Below are 14562 nucleotides of genomic sequence, written 5' to 3'. Positions count from 1 at the left end.
GCGAGCGCGCCAGAGTGGCCCCACTGCAACTGCAGCCGGCCGGGCCCCCCGCCCGCCACGACCCCGAAGGAGACTCGCCATGGGCAACGAAGCCCTGAGCGCGGAGACCGAGACGGCCCCACCCGTCGACTACCGCGCGGTGCAACAATCCGAAGAGTTCCAGCGACTGCGCTCGAAGCACCGGAGGTTCGTCTTCCCCGTGCTGGCCGCGTGCCTCGTCTGGTACCTCGCGTACGTGCTGCTCGCCGGCTACGCGCACGACTTCATGTCGACTCCCGTGTTCGGCAGCATCAACGTCGCCATCCTGCTCGGCCTCGCGCAGGTCGTGACGACCTTCGCCGTGACCACCTGGTACGTGCGCTACGCCAACAAGGAGCTCGACCCCATCGCCGAGGAGATCCGCGATGAGATCGAGACCGGCGCGACGTTCACCGCTGAGGAGGCGACCCGATGATGCTGCACTTCGGAGCCGCGAGCGCCTCGCCCGGCGAGCCCTGGCTGAACATCGCCATCTTCGGCGCCTTCGTCGCGATCACGATGATCATCGTGTTCCGTGCGAGCCGCAACAACAAGACCGCCGCCGACTACTACGCCGCAGGCCGATCCTTCACCGGCGGCCAGAACGGCTCGGCGATCGCCGGCGACTATCTCTCGGCGGCGTCGTTCCTCGGCATCGTCGGCGCGATCGCCATCACGGGCTACGACGGGTTCCTCTACTCGATCGGCTTCCTCGTCGCGTGGCTCGTGGCGCTGCTGCTCGTCGCCGAACTGCTCCGCAACACGGGCAAGTTCACGATGGCCGACGTGCTCTCGTTCCGCCTGAAGCAGAAGCCCGTGCGCATCGCCGCGGCCACCACGACCCTCGTGGTCTGCTTCTTCTACCTGCTCGCGCAGATGGCCGGTGCCGGCGGGCTCGTCTCGCTGCTCCTCGGCGTCGGCGACCAGCTCGGCCAGGCGCTCGTCATCACGGTCGTCGGCGCGCTCATGATCCTCTACGTGCTCATCGGCGGCATGAAGGGCACGACGTGGGTGCAGATCATCAAAGCGATCCTGCTCATCGCGGGCGCCGGCGTCATGACGGTCTGGGTGCTCGCGCTCAACGGGTTCAACTTCTCGACCCTGCTCGACAACGCGGTCGCTGCGACGGGCAACCCCGAGATCCTGAACCCCGGCATGAAGTACGGCGTCTCCGAGATCGCGAAGGTCGACTTCCTCTCGCTCGGCCTCGCGCTCGTGCTCGGCACCGCGGCCCTGCCCCACGTGCTCATGCGCTTCTACACGGTGCCCACCGCGAAGGAGGCCCGCAAGTCGGTCGTCTGGGCGATCTGGCTCATCGGCATCTTCTACGTGTTCACCCTCGTGCTCGGCTACGGCGCGGCGGCCCTCGTCGGTGCCGACGTCATCGCCGCGGCTCCCGGCGGCCCGAACTCGGCAGCCCCGCTGCTCGCGTTCGAGCTCGGCGGACCGCTCCTCCTGGGCCTCATCTCGGCGATCGCGTTCGCGACGATCCTCGCGGTCGTCGCCGGGCTCACGATCACGGCGGCGGCCTCCTTCGCCCACGACATCTACGCGAGCGTCGTGAAGAAGGGCAAGCCGGCGGCCGGCGCCGAGGTGAAGGTGGCGCGTCGCACGGTCGTCATCATCGGCATCGTCGCGATCATCGGCGGCATCGGGGCCAACGGCCAGAACGTGGCGTTCCTCGTGGCCCTCGCGTTCGCGGTCGCGGCGTCGGCGAACCTGCCGACGATCGTCTACTCGCTCTTCTGGAAGCGCTTCACCACCCAGGGCGCCCTCTGGAGCATGTACGGCGGCCTCGCGTCGGCGATCATCCTCATCATCTTCTCGCCGGTCGTCTCGGGCTCCGAGACGTCGATGCTGAAGACCGAGTCGATCGACTTCGCGATCTTCCCGCTCTCGAACCCCGGCATCGTCTCGATCCCGCTCGCCTTCTTCCTGGGCTGGCTGGGCACGGTGCTCGACAAGAAGAAGGAGGACCCCGCGAAGCAATCCGAGATGGAGGTGCGCTCGCTCACCGGCGTGGGAGCCGAGAAGGCGACGCAGCACTGAGAAGCCCCGGTGGCGGGTGGGGGCCCGCCACCGGCACACCTCCCGGCGGCGAGAAGTCCCACTCGTCGTCGGGAACCAACTTCTTGCGGCGGGAATGCCTGCCCGTGCCGCAAGTCGAGTGAAGAGGCGGATGCCGCAGCAGCACGCTGCGGCATCCGCCCTCGTCGTTTCCGGCCGGGCCGGGGGCGCTGCTCGGTGGCGCGCGGCCGTCTGCGCGGGCGCGCGCGGCGGGTTCTCGAGGGCTCAGCGCACCTCGACCTGGCTGCCCGACTGCACGTCGAGGTTCACCGAGACGTACGACGGCAACTTGCCGGAGAGGTCGTCCCGGTACTCCTCGAGCGGCGGCAGGTCACCGTCGGGGCTCTCGACGCCGACCGTCGCCTGCAGGCCGTTCCAGTTCACGCCCGTGACGGAGGCGCCTTTCGTGCCGTCGAGCCACTCGTTCGTGACGGAGTGCAGGGTGACGGTCCACGAGGCGACGAACGCGATGATGAGCGAGTTCACGACGAGCGGGATCGCGACGACCGCCGTCAGCACGCCGACGATCGTGTACGCACGCCGGCGGTTCGCGTCGACGACCGCCTCGGGGTCGCGCGGGTACCCGGCGAGGGTGAAGACGAGGGACCCGGCGATGATGAGGGCGACGACGTTCGAGAGGAACAGCATCGAGGCCCCGAAGGCCGCGTCGAACTGGCCCTGGCCGAGGCTCACCCCGACGACGCCGAGCGGCGGCACGAGCGAAATCGAGATCGCGACGCCGGGCAGGATGTTGCTGAGGTCGCGCCGGCACATCGCGAACGCGCCGGCGAGCCCCGTCGCGAACGCGGCGAGCAGGTCCATGAGCGTCGGCGCCGTGCGGCTCGTGACCTGCGGGTTCGTCGTGAGGCTTGCCGGGTCGGGGATCGTGTACGAGAGCAGCACGCCGAGGATGACGACGGCGACCATGCCGCCCGCGAGCCAGAGCACCGAACGGCCGACGAGCGATGCCCGGCCGGTCACGATGCCCGCTGCGATGCCGAGGATCGGCGTCGAGAGCGGGGCGATGATCATGGCCCCGATGACGGTCGCCGTCGAGTCGCCGATGATGCCCGCGATCGCGATGACGCCCGAGAGCAGGAGCATGATCACGAACCCCGTGCGCTTGGCGCGCACGTCGCCGTGATCGAGGTCGAGCTGGTCGAGCAGCTCGACCGCAGGGTTTCGCCGGTTCGCCGGAATGAGCAGGCCCGCCACAGACGACATGGCTGATGATCTCAGGCGAACCGAGCGGATGCCGCGGCGCAACGCCGGAGCGCCCGCGCCGCGGCATCCGATCGGCCGCTCAGCGCGGTGCGGGTGCGGTCCTTCGTCGCAACATCACGGCGGCGCCCGATGCGATGAGCGCGAGCGCGGCGATGCCGATCGTGCCATCGAAGCCGGTCTCGGCGAGCTTCCCCGCATCGGCGGCCGGCGCGGTCGCCGCGCCTGCGGGCGGCGCTGCTCCGGGATCCGTCACCGTGGGCTCCGTGGGCTCCGTGGGGTCCGTCGGGGCTTCGGTTTCCGCCGGGGCCGCAATGGTCATCGTGACCCAGTCCGACCTCACGGAGAATCCAGGGCCCCACTGCTGTGCTCGCACGACGAACGCGGCCTGATCGGGACTGTCTGCCGTCGCGGCCTCCCACGGGTCGACATGGACTTGGAAGTCTCCGTTGTCATCGGTCTCGAACAGTTCCGCCGGGGAGCTGCTCGTTTCCGGCGTGATCCGCCCGTACACGATGTATCCGGAATCGTTCGGGATGAAGCCGGTACCTGTGACGTTGAATCCGTCACCCCACACGCCGGCGACGAAATCGGTCCGATCGATCACGATGACCGGATCGTAGTCGTCCGCGGTCGCGGGCAGCTCTTCGGCGGCCGCTGAGGTTGCGGCGAGGCCGACGAGCAGGAAACCCGCCGCGACGGCTACGGCGCCCTTGCGGTAGGCCGTGAAGTATCTCAGCACTCGTGGTTCTTTCGTCGGGGCGCCTTGGCCGAGCGGGAGGGGACTCGCCCGATGAAAGACCGAGCGTCAAGAACCCTATCAATGTGGCGTCGCGAGCCCTACATGTTGATCATGTGCCCCGCGAGGCCGTGGAACGTCTCCTGCAGCGCCTCCGACAGGGTCGGGTGGGTGTGCACGTTGCGGGCGAGCTCGAGCGCGCCGAGGTCCCACTTCTGGGCGAGCGTGAGTTCGGGCAGCAGCTCCGAGACATCCGGTCCGACCATGTGGCCGCCGAGCAGCTCGAGGTGCTTCGCGTCGGCGACGAGCTTCACGAAGCCGATCGGCTCACCGAGGCCGTTGGCCTTGCCGTTGGCGCTGAACGGGAACTTCGAGACGACCACGTCGTAGCCCTCGTCGCGGGCCTGCTGCTCGGTGAGCCCGAAGCTCGCGACCTGCGGCGAGCAGAACGTGGCGCGGGGCATCATGCGGTAGTCGCCGAGTTCCATGGTCTCGGCGTCGCCGATCGTCTCGGCGGCCACGACGCCCTGCGCCTCGGCGACGTGGGCGAGCATGAGCTTCGCGGTGACGTCGCCGATGGCGTAGATGTGCGGCACGTTCGTGCGCATGCGCTCGTCGATCGCGATGGCCCCGCGCTCGGTGAGGGCCACGCCGGCGGCCTCGAGCCCGAAGCCCTCGACGTTCGGCGCGAAGCCCACGGCCATGAGCACCTTGTCGACCTCGAGCGAACCCGGCTGGCCGTCGGACGCCGTGTACGAGACGGTGACGGACGACCTGTTGTCGACGACCGACCCGACTTTCGTCGAGGTGAGGATCGGCACGCCGAGGTTGCGGTACTGGCGGGTGATCTCCTTGGAGACCTCGACGTCTTCGTTCGGCAGCGCGCGGTCGAGGAACTCGATGACCGTGACCTCGACGCCGTAGTTCTTCAGCACGTAGGCGAACTCCATGCCGATGGCCCCGGCGCCGACGATCGCGATCGAGCGCGGCAGGTCGCGGGTGAGGATCTGCGACTCGTAGGTCACGACGTTCTGCGAGAGCTGCACGCCGGGCAGCAGGCGCACGCGCGAGCCGGTCGCGATGATCGCGTTCGCGAACGTGACCTGCTCGGTCGTGCCGTCGGACTTCGCGATGTCGATGGCGTTCGGCCCGGTGAACGAGCCCCGCCCGTCGAACTCGGTGATGCCGTTCTTCTTCATGAGGAAATGCACGCCCTTGACGTGCTTCTCCGACACCTGGCGGCTGCGGTCGAACGCGACGCCGAAGTCGAAGTGCGCGTCGCCCGAGATGCCGAACGTCGCCGCCTGGTCGTGGAAGATGTGGGCGAGCTCGGCGTTGCGCAGCAGCGCCTTCGACGGGATGCACCCGACGTTCAGGCACACACCGCCCCAGTACCGCTCCTCGATCACGGCGACGCTGAGACCGAGTTGGGCGGCGCGCACCGCGGCGACGTAGCCGCCGGGACCGGCGCCGAGGACGACGACATCGAAATGGCTGGTCATGCGTCCAGCCTATGCTCGCAGCACCCGGGAACGGGAGGGCCCGGATGCCGCGACTGCCGAGCTTCGGCGGATTCCGGACATGCACCTCTGCATCCGTGTCCGACGGTCGGTGGCCGGGCGTACGCTCGACCGGTGAGCACCAGCACCACCCCGAGCGCCCCGGCCGGCACGGCCGCCGCGGCATCCGCACCGTCGCAGTCGAACCGGCTGTCGACGTGGCTGCAGTTCCTCGGCATGGGCGTGGTCTGGGGTGCCAGCTTCCTCTTCATGAAGGTCGCCCTCGAGGGAGTCGGCTTCACGCAGGTGGCGTGGTCGCGGCTTGTGCTCGGCGGCCTGACGCTCGGGGTCATCGTGCTCGTCATGCGGCCGCGGGTCACGTCGCCGACGGGGGAGCGCGGGCCGGTGCTGCCGCGGCAGCCCATCGTCTGGCTGCACTTCGCGGTCATCGCGATCAGCGGATGCGTCGTGCCCCACATGCTCTTCGCGTGGGCCGAACTGCACGTCTCGTCGAGCCTCGCCTCGATCTACAACGCCGTCACCCCCATCACGACGGCGCTCATGGCGACGCTCGCGTTCCGCGTCGAGAAGCTCGTCGCCGCCCAGTGGGCCGGGGTGCTCGTGGGCATCGCCGGGGTCGTCGTGATCATCGGGCCGTGGCAGTACGCCGCGCTCACCGGGAGCCTCCTCGGCCAGCTCGCGTGCCTCGGCGCGGCCGTCTGCTACGGCTTCACCTTCGGGTACACCCGCAAGTTCCTGAGCACCCGGCCGATCGCGCCGGCGACGTTCGCCTTCCTGAACATCGGCATCGCGGGCGCGATCATGCTCGTGCTGACCCCGGTGATCGCCTGGCAGCCGGTCGAACTCGACCTCGCGATCGTCGGTTCCCTCCTCGCTCTCGGCGTGCTCGGCACTGGTCTCGCCTACATCTGGAACATCAACGTGCTGCGCGCCTGGGGTCCGACGAACGCGTCGACCGTGACGTACGTCACGCCCGTGGTCGGCGTCGCGCTCGGGGTGATCCTCCTCGGCGAGCGCTTCTCGTGGCATGAGCCGATCGGCGCGGTGCTCGTGCTCCTCGGCATCCTGCTCGCGCAGGGGCGCCTGCGCCTGCCGCGTCGCGCCCCAATCGCGGACTGACCGCCGGGCGCCCGCCCGCACGCGCGCCGCGCCCCGCCCTGCCCCGCTGCCCGCCGGCCCGCACGCGCGCCGCGCCCGCGCGCAGTTCAGGACCACCCGTGTCGCACGGGACACCCGACATCTCGTGTCCCGTGCGACACGAGTGGTCCCGACCTCGACCGAACTCGGGGTTGACAGCCGCACGCGCACATGGTTGGTTAGTTACACAAGTAATGAACCAACCAAGGTTCTTGCGCAGAACACGGCACACAGTTGGGCGGACATGGACGAATCGCGTCCGATCTTCATCCAGATCGCAGAGCAGATCGAGAACGACATCATCGACGGCACGCTGCCCGAGGGCGGCCAGATCCCGTCGACGAACGAGTTCGCCGCCTTCCTGCGCGTCAATCCGGCCACAGCACTGAAAGGGGTGACCCGCCTTGTCGACGACGGCATCGTGGAGAAGCGAAGGGGCATCGGCATGTTCGTGACGACCGGTGCCCGCGAACGGCTCGTCGAACGCCGGCGGGCGGGCTTCGCCGCCGAATTCCTCAGACCACTCATCATCGAGGCCGAGAAGCTCGGCATCGGCATCGACGAACTCGCGGGCATGCTCCGCGCGGAAAGGATCGAATCATGACCGGCACAGTGGTGCGCGCCACGGGCCTCACGAAGCGCTACGGCTCCTTCACGGCCGTCGACGCGATCGACTTCACGCTCGAGGAGAACCGCATCTACGGGCTCCTCGGCCGGAACGGCGCGGGCAAGACGACGATCATGCAGCTGCTCACCGGCCAGCTCTTCGCGAACGCCGGTTCGCTCGAGGTGTTCGGCCGCGAGCCGGCCGAGCACGCCGACGTACTGCGACGCATGTGCTTCATCGCCGAGTCGCAGCGCTACCCCGAGGACTTCACGCCGGCGCACGTCTTCAAGTCCGCACCGTGGTTCTTCGAGAACTGGGATGCCGCGTTCGCCGAGCAGCTCGTCGCCGACTTCCGCCTGCCGGTGAAGCGACGCATCAAGAAGCTCTCGCGCGGTCAGCTCTCGGCCGTCGGCGTGATCGTGGGTCTCGCGAGCCGCGCACCGCTGACATTCTTCGACGAGCCCTACCTCGGCCTCGACGCGGTCGCACGGCACATCTTCTACGATCGCCTGCTCGAGGACTACGCCGAGCACCCGCGCACCGTCGTGCTCTCGACCCACCTCATCGACGAGGTCGCGAACCTGCTCGAACACGTGATCCTCATCGACCAGGGGCGGATCCTCCTCGACAGCGACGCCGACGAGGTGCGCGGCTCGGCCACCACCATCGCCGGACCCCGCGCCGTGGTCGAGTCCTTCGTCGCCGACCGGCCCGTGATCGGGCGGGAAGGCCTCGGCGGACTGGCATCCGTCACCATCGACGGTCGTCTCGAACAGCGCGACCGCATCCAGGCAGCCGAGCTCGGCCTCGAGCTCGCGCCCGTCTCGCTCCAGCAGCTCATCGTGCACCTGACCGGCACCGACCTCGCCGGTTCGACCGAACAGGAGGACGCAGCATGACCGCCGTCGCGACCGCACCCGTCGTGCGCACCGAAACCCGCTCGCGGGCCCATGAGATCTGGCGCATCCTGCGCCTGCACGCCGTCAATCCGTGGATCTTCTTCGGCATCCCGTGGATCATCCTCGGCGCCGCCTGGGCGATCTCCATCATCATCACGCTCATCATCCGGGCGGGCTCCGGCGGGAACGTGACCACCGAAGACCTCGAGAACATGCGTTACAGCTGGGCCGTGCTCTCGCCGCAGTGGTACCTCGTCGTGGTCGGCGTGCAGGCGATCGGACTCACCTTCTCGTTCGCCCTCGGGTTCGGCGCGACGCGCCGCGATTTCTGGGTCGGTACGAGTGTCATGTTCGTGCTCGTCTCGGTGATGTACGCGGTGGCGATCGCGACGCTCGTGCAGCTCGAGATCGCGACGGGCGGCTGGTGGCTCGGCACGCACATGTTCGATGCGCTCTGGTACGGCCAGAGCTGGATCGTCGACTTCTACACGAGCTTCGCGCTGCAGCTCCTCGTGCTCTTCATCGGCGCGAGCGTCACGACCGTGTACATGCGGTGGCGCATCCCGGGCATGCTGATCCTGTTGTTCAGCGTGATCGCCCTGCTGCTCGTCGCGATCGCGGCGGTCACGCTCAGCGGCTCGTGGCCCGCGGTGTTCGCGTGGTTCGGGAGCATCGGCATCGTCGGGGTCTTCACCGTGATCCTGGCGCTCGCAGCCGTCTCCGCCGTCGTCGGGTTCTTCGTGATCCGGTGGGCGACACCCCGCTGATCGAGCGGGTCATGGGCCGCGGCGCGGCATCCGGTGGGGGTCGGATGCCGCGCCGCATCCGTCTGCGAACCGCACTGTCATCCGGGAGGATGACGAGGGCGGCGCACGAATACGGCGCGCGACCGACGCGCCGCCCCGGCCCGCCCCGGCAGGCTCGAGGGTATGAGTTCCTTCGTGATCGAGGCATCCGGCCTCAGCAAGTCGTTCGGCCAGACGCATGCCCTCTCGGGCGTCGACCTCCAGGTGCGCACGGGGGAGGCGATCGCCATCATGGGCGCCTCCGGCTCGGGCAAGACGACCCTCCTGCACTGCCTCGCGGGCATCACCCGCCCCGACGCCGGCACGGTCGCCTTCCAATCGGGAGCGGGCCGGGTCGACGTCACGGCGCTCGGCGAGCGCGAGCGTTCACGGCTGCGGCGGGAGGCGTACGGCTTCGTCTTCCAGCAGGGGCTGCTCATTCCCGAGCTCACGGCGGTCGAGAACGTCGCGCTGGCCCTCATGCTGAACGGGATGCCGCGCGCCCGCGCCGAGGAGTACGGGCGCGGTTGGCTCGGGGCGCTCGGCCTCGCCGGCATGGAGGACCGCCGGATCGGCCAGCTCTCGGGCGGCCAGGCGCAGCGCGTCGCGATCGCGCGGGCGCAGGTGACCGGGGCATCCGTCGTCTTCGCCGACGAGCCGACGGGCGCGCTCGACTCGGCCACCTCGGCCGAGGTGATGCAGGCGCTCCTCGACTCGACGACCGGTCAGGGCCGCACCCTCGTCGTCGTCACGCATGACGCGGATGTCGCGGGGCGGTGCACCCGCATCGTCGACATGCGCGACGGGCGCATCGTTGGCGAGCGCGTGCCCGGAGTCGCGGCATGATCGCCCGCGTCGCGTGGCTGCTCGCCCGGCCCGGCACGGCCGGTGCCGCCGCGAGCCTCCTGCCCGTCACGGCCTTCGCGATCGTGACCTCGCTGCTCCTCGTCGTGCTCGGCGGCGCGCAGTCGTTCTGGACGTGGCCCGACGAGATCGGCGTGACCTACCAGGCGCTCGCGGTCATCGCCCTCGTGCTGCTCGTGGTGCCGCTCGCCTCGCTCGGCGGCGCGGCCGCGCGTCTCTCGGCACGGCGCCGCGACGACCGGCTCGCGACCCTCCGGCTGCTCGGGGCGACGCCGGCGACGGTCTCGGCGCTCGCCGTGCTCGAGTCGGTCGTGCTCGCCGCGGCCGGCGCCGTCGCGGGCGTCGTGCTGTACTTCCTGCTCGTCCCGCTCGTCGCGCTGATCCCGTTCCGCGGCGAGGCCCTCGGCGTCGACGGCGTGCTGCTCGGCGTGCCCGCGCTCGCCGCCGTGTTCGGCGGCGTCGTGCTGCTCGCCGCGGCGAGCGCCGTGCTGGGCCTCCGCCAGGTCGTGATCTCGCCGCTCGGCGTGCGCACGAAGCAGGACGCCCCGAAGCTGCACTGGCTCCGCATCGTGCTCGGCATCGCGGTCATCGCGCTCGCGTTCCTCATGATGTCCGTGCTGCAGGTGGCGGGCTCGGTGATGATCATCCTCGGGATGCTCGGCGCGGCCTTCGGCGGCACCATCGCGGTGCTGAACCTCATCGGTCCGTGGGTCATCCGGCTCGTCGCGCAGTCGCAGGCGAGGCGCGCGAAGACCCCCGCGCGGCTGCTCGCAGCCCGGTCGGTGCTCGAGTCGCCGAAGGCGGCCTGGCGGCAGGTCTCTGGCGTCGCGATGACGAGCTTCATGGCCGTCTTCGCGGGTACCGGCATCGCGCTGCTCGACTCGTTCGGCGAGGCGGGCGACGTGGAGTCGGTGCAGTTGTTCGCCGACATCCGCACGGGCATCCTCATCACGGTGATCGGCTCGTTCCTCATGGTCGCGAGCTCGGTCGGCGTGAACCAGGCCGCGGGCATCCTCGACCGCGGCGAGCTGTACCGCTCGCTCGACATGCTCGGCATGCCGACGCCGACCATGGACGCCGCGCGGCGCCGCGCGGTCATGTCGCCGCTGCGCATCACGGCGCTCGGGTCGGCGGTGACCGCCGCCGTCGTGATGCTGCCGCTCACGGGCGCCGCGATCATCGTCGCGCCGCTGTCGCTCGCGGTCATCGCCGGCGTGCTCGCCGCGGGCATCGGGGTCGTGTGGCTCGGCCTCCTCGCGACGAAGCCCATGCTCGAGCGGGCGGCGGCGGGCGCCTGAGCCGCCGCCGCCACTGAGCAACGCCACGATCAGACGCGTGTCATCGTCGACGGGTAACCGCCGTCGCCCGGGTAGACCCAGGCCCCGTCGACGACCCGGTCGTCCGCGCTGAAGGTGCCCCGGAAGTAGGCGGGACTTCCCTTCGCGCCGCCCCAGATCGTGAGCACGTCGCCGACGAGCTCGTAGACGTAGTCGAGCGTGTTGCCCGCCGAGTCGTAGAAGCGCGAGACGACGTCGGCGCCCGCGGGTTCGCCGAACGGGTGCAGGTGGCCGATCACCTCCAGGCCGGTGATCGGCTGCCCGAACTGGCTGAGCTCGACGTGCTGCAGCAGGAAATGGCCGCCCTGCATCCACTCGTAGCGAACAGTGCCCTCTGCGCCGCCGGTCACCGTCCAGGTGCCGACGAGTCGGTCGAGCGCTCGCACCTCGAGCGAGGGCACCTGCGGTTCGCCGAGTCCGAAGGCGTCGATGTCGCCCGTGGTCGGGTCGGTGGTCGCGGTGTCGTCGTTCATGGTCGTTCCTCTCGTTCGCGGCGCACCGGTCTGCGCCGTCACGGATACCTCGGAGCCGGCGTCCCGGCCTTGACATCCGGGCCGGAGATCTCCCCGACGAATCTCGGCGGCGATGTCAAGACGGTGTCGGCGACTCCGAGGTAGCGGTACAGGAACGATTCCGAACCCACCGGGAGGACACCATGACCGCACACCTCGACCACCGGGCACGCGCCGAGTCGCCGACCGGCGCTCGACGCGAGTCCACTCGCCGCCTCGCAGCGGCCGCCGCGCTCGCCGGCCCGCTCTTCTACGCCTCGGCGATCATCCAGATGCTCACGCGGCCCGGCTTCGACCTGCGCGTGCACCCCATCAGCCAGCTCTCCACCGGGACGCTCGGGTGGATCCAGATCGCGACGTTCGTGCTCACTGGCCTCGGCGTGATCGCCCTCGCGATCGTGCACCGCCGGGTCGTCGTCGAAGGGTTGGGCAGACGTGCCGCGCCGCTCTTCATCGGCATCTTCGGCGCCGGGTTCGTCGCGGCCGGGTGCTTCACGATGGATCCGCAGCTCGGCTTCCCGCTCGGAGCGCCGCAGGGAGTCGTGCCGATGTCGTGGCACTCGGTCGTGCACTCGGCGGCCGCCGCGATCGCGTTCACCGCGCTCGCGGTCGCCTGCATCGTGCTGCTCGTCCGCGACATCCGTCGCCGCGCGGTCTGGCCTGCCATCGGCAACGGTGTGACCGCCCTGGTGCTGCTGCTGCCCGTCACCCCGGAGAGTGCGAGCGTGCAGGTCGCGCTCACCGGCGTCATCGCCTTCACGTGGACGACGCTGGTCGCGCTGAGACTCCGACGGGCCGCGTGACCCCTCGATCCCCATCATCGATTCGAATAGCGTGGCGTCGACGGCGCCTTCTGGAAGGACATCGCTCATGAAGTTCCTCGTGCTCAGCTACACCCCGGCCGCCGACTGGGACGCGGCGACCGCCGACACCCCGTCGGAGGAGGCGCTCGCCGCCTTCGCCGCCTACCAGGAATTCGAGGCGGAGCTGCGCGAAACCGGCGAGTTCGTGACGAGCGAGGGCCTCGGTCACCCCGCCGTGACCACCACGGTGCGCAGGACCGAGTCCGGCGTGGTCGCCACCGACGGTCCGTTCGCCGAATTGAAAGAGGTGCTCGCGAGCTTCGCCGTGATCGACGTCGCGAGCCTCGAACGGGCCCGCGACATCGTCAGTCGAATGGTCGTCGTACTCGGCGAGCCGATGGAGATCCGTCCGATCATGGGCGACGACTTCGCCTGATGCCCGGTGACCGGGTGATCGAGCACCTGCTGCGCTCCGAGGCGCCGCAGGTGCTCGGCGCGATCGTGCGTCGATTCGGCCGCTTCGACGTGGCCGAGGACGCCGTGCAGGAGGCGCTCATCGCGGCGAGTCGGCAATGGCCGGCCCAGGGTGTTCCCGAGGAACCCCGCAGCTGGCTCATCCGCGTCGCCTACCGCAGGATGATCGATCTGCTCCGCTCCGAGCAGGCCGCGCACCGCCGGGAGGAGGAGGCCGCGGCATCCGACCCCTCGCTCTTCGACCCGAACACGCCGGGGCCGGCGGTCGTCGATCACGACGACAGCCTGCACCTGCTCGTGCTGTGCTGTCACCCGGCGCTCAGCGCGGGCTCGCAGATCGCGCTGACGCTGCGAGCCGTCGGGGGACTCACGACGGAGGAGATCGCGCACGCCTACGGCGTCTCCGAACCGACCATGGCCGTGCGCATCAGCCGTGCCAAGCAACAGCTGCGGAAGGCGGGTGCCCGGTTCGAGCTTCCGCCCGACGGCGACCGGCGCGCCCGCATCGACGCCGTCATGCGGGTGCTGTACCTGATCTTCAACGAGGGCTACACCGTCAGCTCCGGCGATGAGCTCGGCCGTCGCGACCTCACGGACGAGGCGATCAGGCTGGCCAGGATGCTGCAGCGCATGCTGCCGGCCGAGCCCGAACCCGAGGGGCTCACGGCGTTGATGCTGCTCACCGAGGCTCGACGCGCGGCGCGAACGGATGCCTCAGGCCAACTCGTGCCGATGGCCGACCAGGACCGCGGGCGATGGGACACGGAGATGATCGAGGAGGGCAAGGCGCTCATCGAGCGAGCGTGGGGTCGCCGGAGCGTCGGCACGTATCAGCTGCAGGCCGCGATCGCCGCCATGCACGTCGAGGCCGCCTCCGTCGACGCGACCGACTGGCCGCAGATCGCCGCGCTCTACCTCGGGCTCGAACAGCTCGAACCCACCGCTCCGGTGCGCCTCTCCCGGGTCGTCGCCGTCGCCCACGCCTACGGCGCGACGCGCGGCCTCGCCCTCCTCGACGACCTCGACCGTGCCCACGGCCTCTCGGAGGATCCGCTCGTGAGTGGACGGGTGCGCGCGGTCCGCGCACATCTCCTGGGCCGCGCCGGCGACCACGAGCTCGCCGGCGAGGAGTTCAGGGCGGCCGCGGCGATGACCGGGAACCTCATCGAGCAGCACTACCTGGAAGACCGGGCCGAGCGGATGGAAGTACGCTCGAAGCATGAGTGACGGGTCCTTCGACGAACGAGATGCCGCGATGAGCGAGCTGCTCGGCATCCGGTCCAGCATCGACAACATCGACGCGGCGCTCATCCACCTGCTCGCCGAGCGCTTCAAGTTCACCCAGCAGGTCGGCCGGCTCAAGGCGACGCACGGCTTGCCGCCGAGCGATCCCGACCGCGAGCGGCGTCAGATCGCCCGGCTCCGGAACCTCGCGATCGACGCGCACCTCGACCCGGCCTTCGCCGAGAAGTGGTTCAACTTCGTCGTCGCCGAGGTGATCCAGCACCACGAAGAGCTCGCCAACGGCGCGGCGGCACCCGGCGCCGCCGACGAGCTGTGAGCCCCGAACTGTGAGCCA

16 protein-coding genes are annotated in these 14562 nt (G+C 69.9%); 12 read left to right on the top strand and 4 right to left on the bottom strand.

The features are described from left to right. Nucleotides 1–79: 79 nt before the first annotated feature. Both ASD23_RS14800 and ASD23_RS14795 read left to right on the top strand, forming a co-directional pair. Complete coding sequence (locus ASD23_RS14800) at nucleotides 80–454, top strand: DUF485 domain-containing protein (protein ID WP_056012140.1); 375 nt, start codon at nucleotides 80–82, stop codon at nucleotides 452–454. Next, on the top strand, nucleotides 451–2067 hold the full coding sequence (locus ASD23_RS14795) for a solute symporter family protein (protein WP_157377108.1): 1617 nt from the start codon (nucleotides 451–453) through the stop codon (nucleotides 2065–2067). Before ASD23_RS14800 ends, ASD23_RS14795 begins: the two co-directional genes overlap by 4 nt. 243 nt (nucleotides 2068–2310) lie before the next feature. Here ASD23_RS14795 and ASD23_RS14790 read toward each other — a convergent pair whose 3' ends face one another. The 3 genes from ASD23_RS14790 to lpdA form a co-directional block, all read right to left on the bottom strand. Beyond that, a complete protein-coding gene (locus ASD23_RS14790; RefSeq protein ID WP_056012137.1) occupies nucleotides 2311–3309 on the bottom strand; it encodes a TIGR00341 family protein in 999 nt (332 codons plus the stop codon). A gap of 79 nt (nucleotides 3310–3388) precedes the next feature. Continuing rightward, complete coding sequence (locus tag ASD23_RS14785) at nucleotides 3389–4048, bottom strand: hypothetical protein (protein WP_056012134.1); 660 nt, start codon at nucleotides 4046–4048, stop codon at nucleotides 3389–3391. Nucleotides 4049–4146: 98 nt separating this feature from the next. Beyond that, complete coding sequence (gene lpdA, locus ASD23_RS14780) at nucleotides 4147–5547, bottom strand: dihydrolipoyl dehydrogenase (RefSeq protein ID WP_056012131.1); 1401 nt, start codon at nucleotides 5545–5547, stop codon at nucleotides 4147–4149. Nucleotides 5548–5754: 207 nt separating this feature from the next. Between lpdA and ASD23_RS14775 the strand changes: the two genes are divergently transcribed. The 6 genes from ASD23_RS14775 to ASD23_RS14750 all read left to right on the top strand — a co-directional run bounded on the left by ASD23_RS14775 (nucleotide 5755) and on the right by ASD23_RS14750 (nucleotide 11155). Continuing rightward, a complete protein-coding gene (locus ASD23_RS14775; RefSeq protein WP_268753236.1) occupies nucleotides 5755–6684 on the top strand; it encodes a DMT family transporter in 930 nt (309 codons plus the stop codon). Nucleotides 6685–6946: 262 nt separating this feature from the next. Further along, a complete protein-coding gene (locus tag ASD23_RS14770) occupies nucleotides 6947–7306 on the top strand; it encodes a GntR family transcriptional regulator (RefSeq protein WP_056012128.1) in 360 nt (119 codons plus the stop codon). Then, on the top strand, nucleotides 7303–8208 hold the full coding sequence (locus ASD23_RS14765; protein WP_056012125.1) for an ABC transporter ATP-binding protein: 906 nt from the start codon (nucleotides 7303–7305) through the stop codon (nucleotides 8206–8208). Before ASD23_RS14770 ends, ASD23_RS14765 begins: the two co-directional genes overlap by 4 nt. Next, complete coding sequence (locus ASD23_RS14760) at nucleotides 8205–8975, top strand: hypothetical protein (protein WP_056012122.1); 771 nt, start codon at nucleotides 8205–8207, stop codon at nucleotides 8973–8975. Before ASD23_RS14765 ends, ASD23_RS14760 begins: the two co-directional genes overlap by 4 nt. A 162-nt stretch (nucleotides 8976–9137) precedes the next feature. Then, nucleotides 9138–9839, top strand: coding sequence for an ABC transporter ATP-binding protein (locus ASD23_RS14755; RefSeq protein WP_056012119.1), 702 nt, complete (start codon nucleotides 9138–9140; stop codon nucleotides 9837–9839). Then, nucleotides 9836–11155 (top strand): FtsX-like permease family protein, encoded by a 1320-nt coding sequence (locus tag ASD23_RS14750; RefSeq protein WP_056012117.1) that lies wholly within the window; start codon nucleotides 9836–9838, stop codon nucleotides 11153–11155. Before ASD23_RS14755 ends, ASD23_RS14750 begins: the two co-directional genes overlap by 4 nt. Before the next feature lie 29 nt (nucleotides 11156–11184). On the opposite strand, the gene ASD23_RS14745 is transcribed toward ASD23_RS14750, so the two are convergent. Next, entirely contained in the window at nucleotides 11185–11667 is a 483-nt protein-coding gene (locus ASD23_RS14745) for a hypothetical protein (protein WP_056012114.1), read from the bottom strand. A gap of 182 nt (nucleotides 11668–11849) precedes the next feature. Between ASD23_RS14745 and ASD23_RS14740 the strand changes: the two genes are divergently transcribed. The 4 genes from ASD23_RS14740 (at nucleotide 11850) to ASD23_RS14725 (ending at nucleotide 14544) form a co-directional block, all read left to right on the top strand. Continuing rightward, on the top strand, nucleotides 11850–12509 hold the full coding sequence (locus tag ASD23_RS14740) for a DUF998 domain-containing protein (protein WP_056012111.1): 660 nt from the start codon (nucleotides 11850–11852) through the stop codon (nucleotides 12507–12509). Nucleotides 12510–12576: 67 nt separating this feature from the next. Continuing rightward, nucleotides 12577–12945 carry a YciI family protein gene (locus ASD23_RS14735; protein ID WP_056012108.1) on the top strand — a complete coding sequence of 123 codons (369 nt, stop codon included), beginning with the start codon at nucleotides 12577–12579 and terminating at the stop codon, nucleotides 12943–12945. Further along, nucleotides 12945–14210: an RNA polymerase sigma factor gene (locus ASD23_RS14730; RefSeq protein ID WP_056012103.1), complete on the top strand. Its 1266-nt coding sequence runs from the start codon at nucleotides 12945–12947 to the stop codon at nucleotides 14208–14210. Before ASD23_RS14735 ends, ASD23_RS14730 begins: the two co-directional genes overlap by 1 nt. Next, nucleotides 14203–14544, top strand: a complete 342-nt coding sequence (locus tag ASD23_RS14725) for a chorismate mutase (protein WP_056012100.1) — start codon at nucleotides 14203–14205, stop codon at nucleotides 14542–14544. Before ASD23_RS14730 ends, ASD23_RS14725 begins: the two co-directional genes overlap by 8 nt. The last annotated feature ends 18 nt before the right edge of the window (nucleotides 14545–14562 follow it).

The sequence above is a fragment of the Agromyces sp. Root1464 genome (assembly GCF_001427265.1).
GTDB lineage: Bacteria > Actinomycetota > Actinomycetes > Actinomycetales > Microbacteriaceae > Agromyces > Agromyces fucosus.
This window is presented reverse-complemented; position numbering and strand designations above follow the sequence as displayed.

What these genes read in the sequence shown, in the direction of transcription:
- ASD23_RS14770 (WP_056012128.1), top strand. Translation starts at nt 6,947, where the DNA reads ATGGACGAATCGCGTCCGATCTTCATCCAGATCGCAGAGCAGATCGAG.
- ASD23_RS14790 (WP_056012137.1), bottom strand. Translation starts at nt 3,309, where the DNA reads ATGTCGTCTGTGGCGGGCCTGCTCATTCCGGCGAACCGGCGAAACCCT.
- ASD23_RS14740 (WP_056012111.1), top strand. Translation starts at nt 11,850, where the DNA reads ATGACCGCACACCTCGACCACCGGGCACGCGCCGAGTCGCCGACCGGC.
- ASD23_RS14795 (WP_157377108.1), top strand. Translation starts at nt 451, where the DNA reads ATGATGCTGCACTTCGGAGCCGCGAGCGCCTCGCCCGGCGAGCCCTGG.
- ASD23_RS14735 (WP_056012108.1), top strand. Translation starts at nt 12,577, where the DNA reads ATGAAGTTCCTCGTGCTCAGCTACACCCCGGCCGCCGACTGGGACGCG.
- ASD23_RS14745 (WP_056012114.1), bottom strand. Translation starts at nt 11,667, where the DNA reads ATGAACGACGACACCGCGACCACCGACCCGACCACGGGCGACATCGAC.
- ASD23_RS14750 (WP_056012117.1), top strand. Translation starts at nt 9,836, where the DNA reads ATGATCGCCCGCGTCGCGTGGCTGCTCGCCCGGCCCGGCACGGCCGGT.
- ASD23_RS14760 (WP_056012122.1), top strand. Translation starts at nt 8,205, where the DNA reads ATGACCGCCGTCGCGACCGCACCCGTCGTGCGCACCGAAACCCGCTCG.
- ASD23_RS14725 (WP_056012100.1), top strand. Translation starts at nt 14,203, where the DNA reads ATGAGTGACGGGTCCTTCGACGAACGAGATGCCGCGATGAGCGAGCTG.
- ASD23_RS14730 (WP_056012103.1), top strand. Translation starts at nt 12,945, where the DNA reads ATGCCCGGTGACCGGGTGATCGAGCACCTGCTGCGCTCCGAGGCGCCG.
- ASD23_RS14765 (WP_056012125.1), top strand. Translation starts at nt 7,303, where the DNA reads ATGACCGGCACAGTGGTGCGCGCCACGGGCCTCACGAAGCGCTACGGC.
- ASD23_RS14755 (WP_056012119.1), top strand. Translation starts at nt 9,138, where the DNA reads ATGAGTTCCTTCGTGATCGAGGCATCCGGCCTCAGCAAGTCGTTCGGC.
- lpdA (WP_056012131.1), bottom strand. Translation starts at nt 5,547, where the DNA reads ATGACCAGCCATTTCGATGTCGTCGTCCTCGGCGCCGGTCCCGGCGGC.
- ASD23_RS14800 (WP_056012140.1), top strand. Translation starts at nt 80, where the DNA reads ATGGGCAACGAAGCCCTGAGCGCGGAGACCGAGACGGCCCCACCCGTC.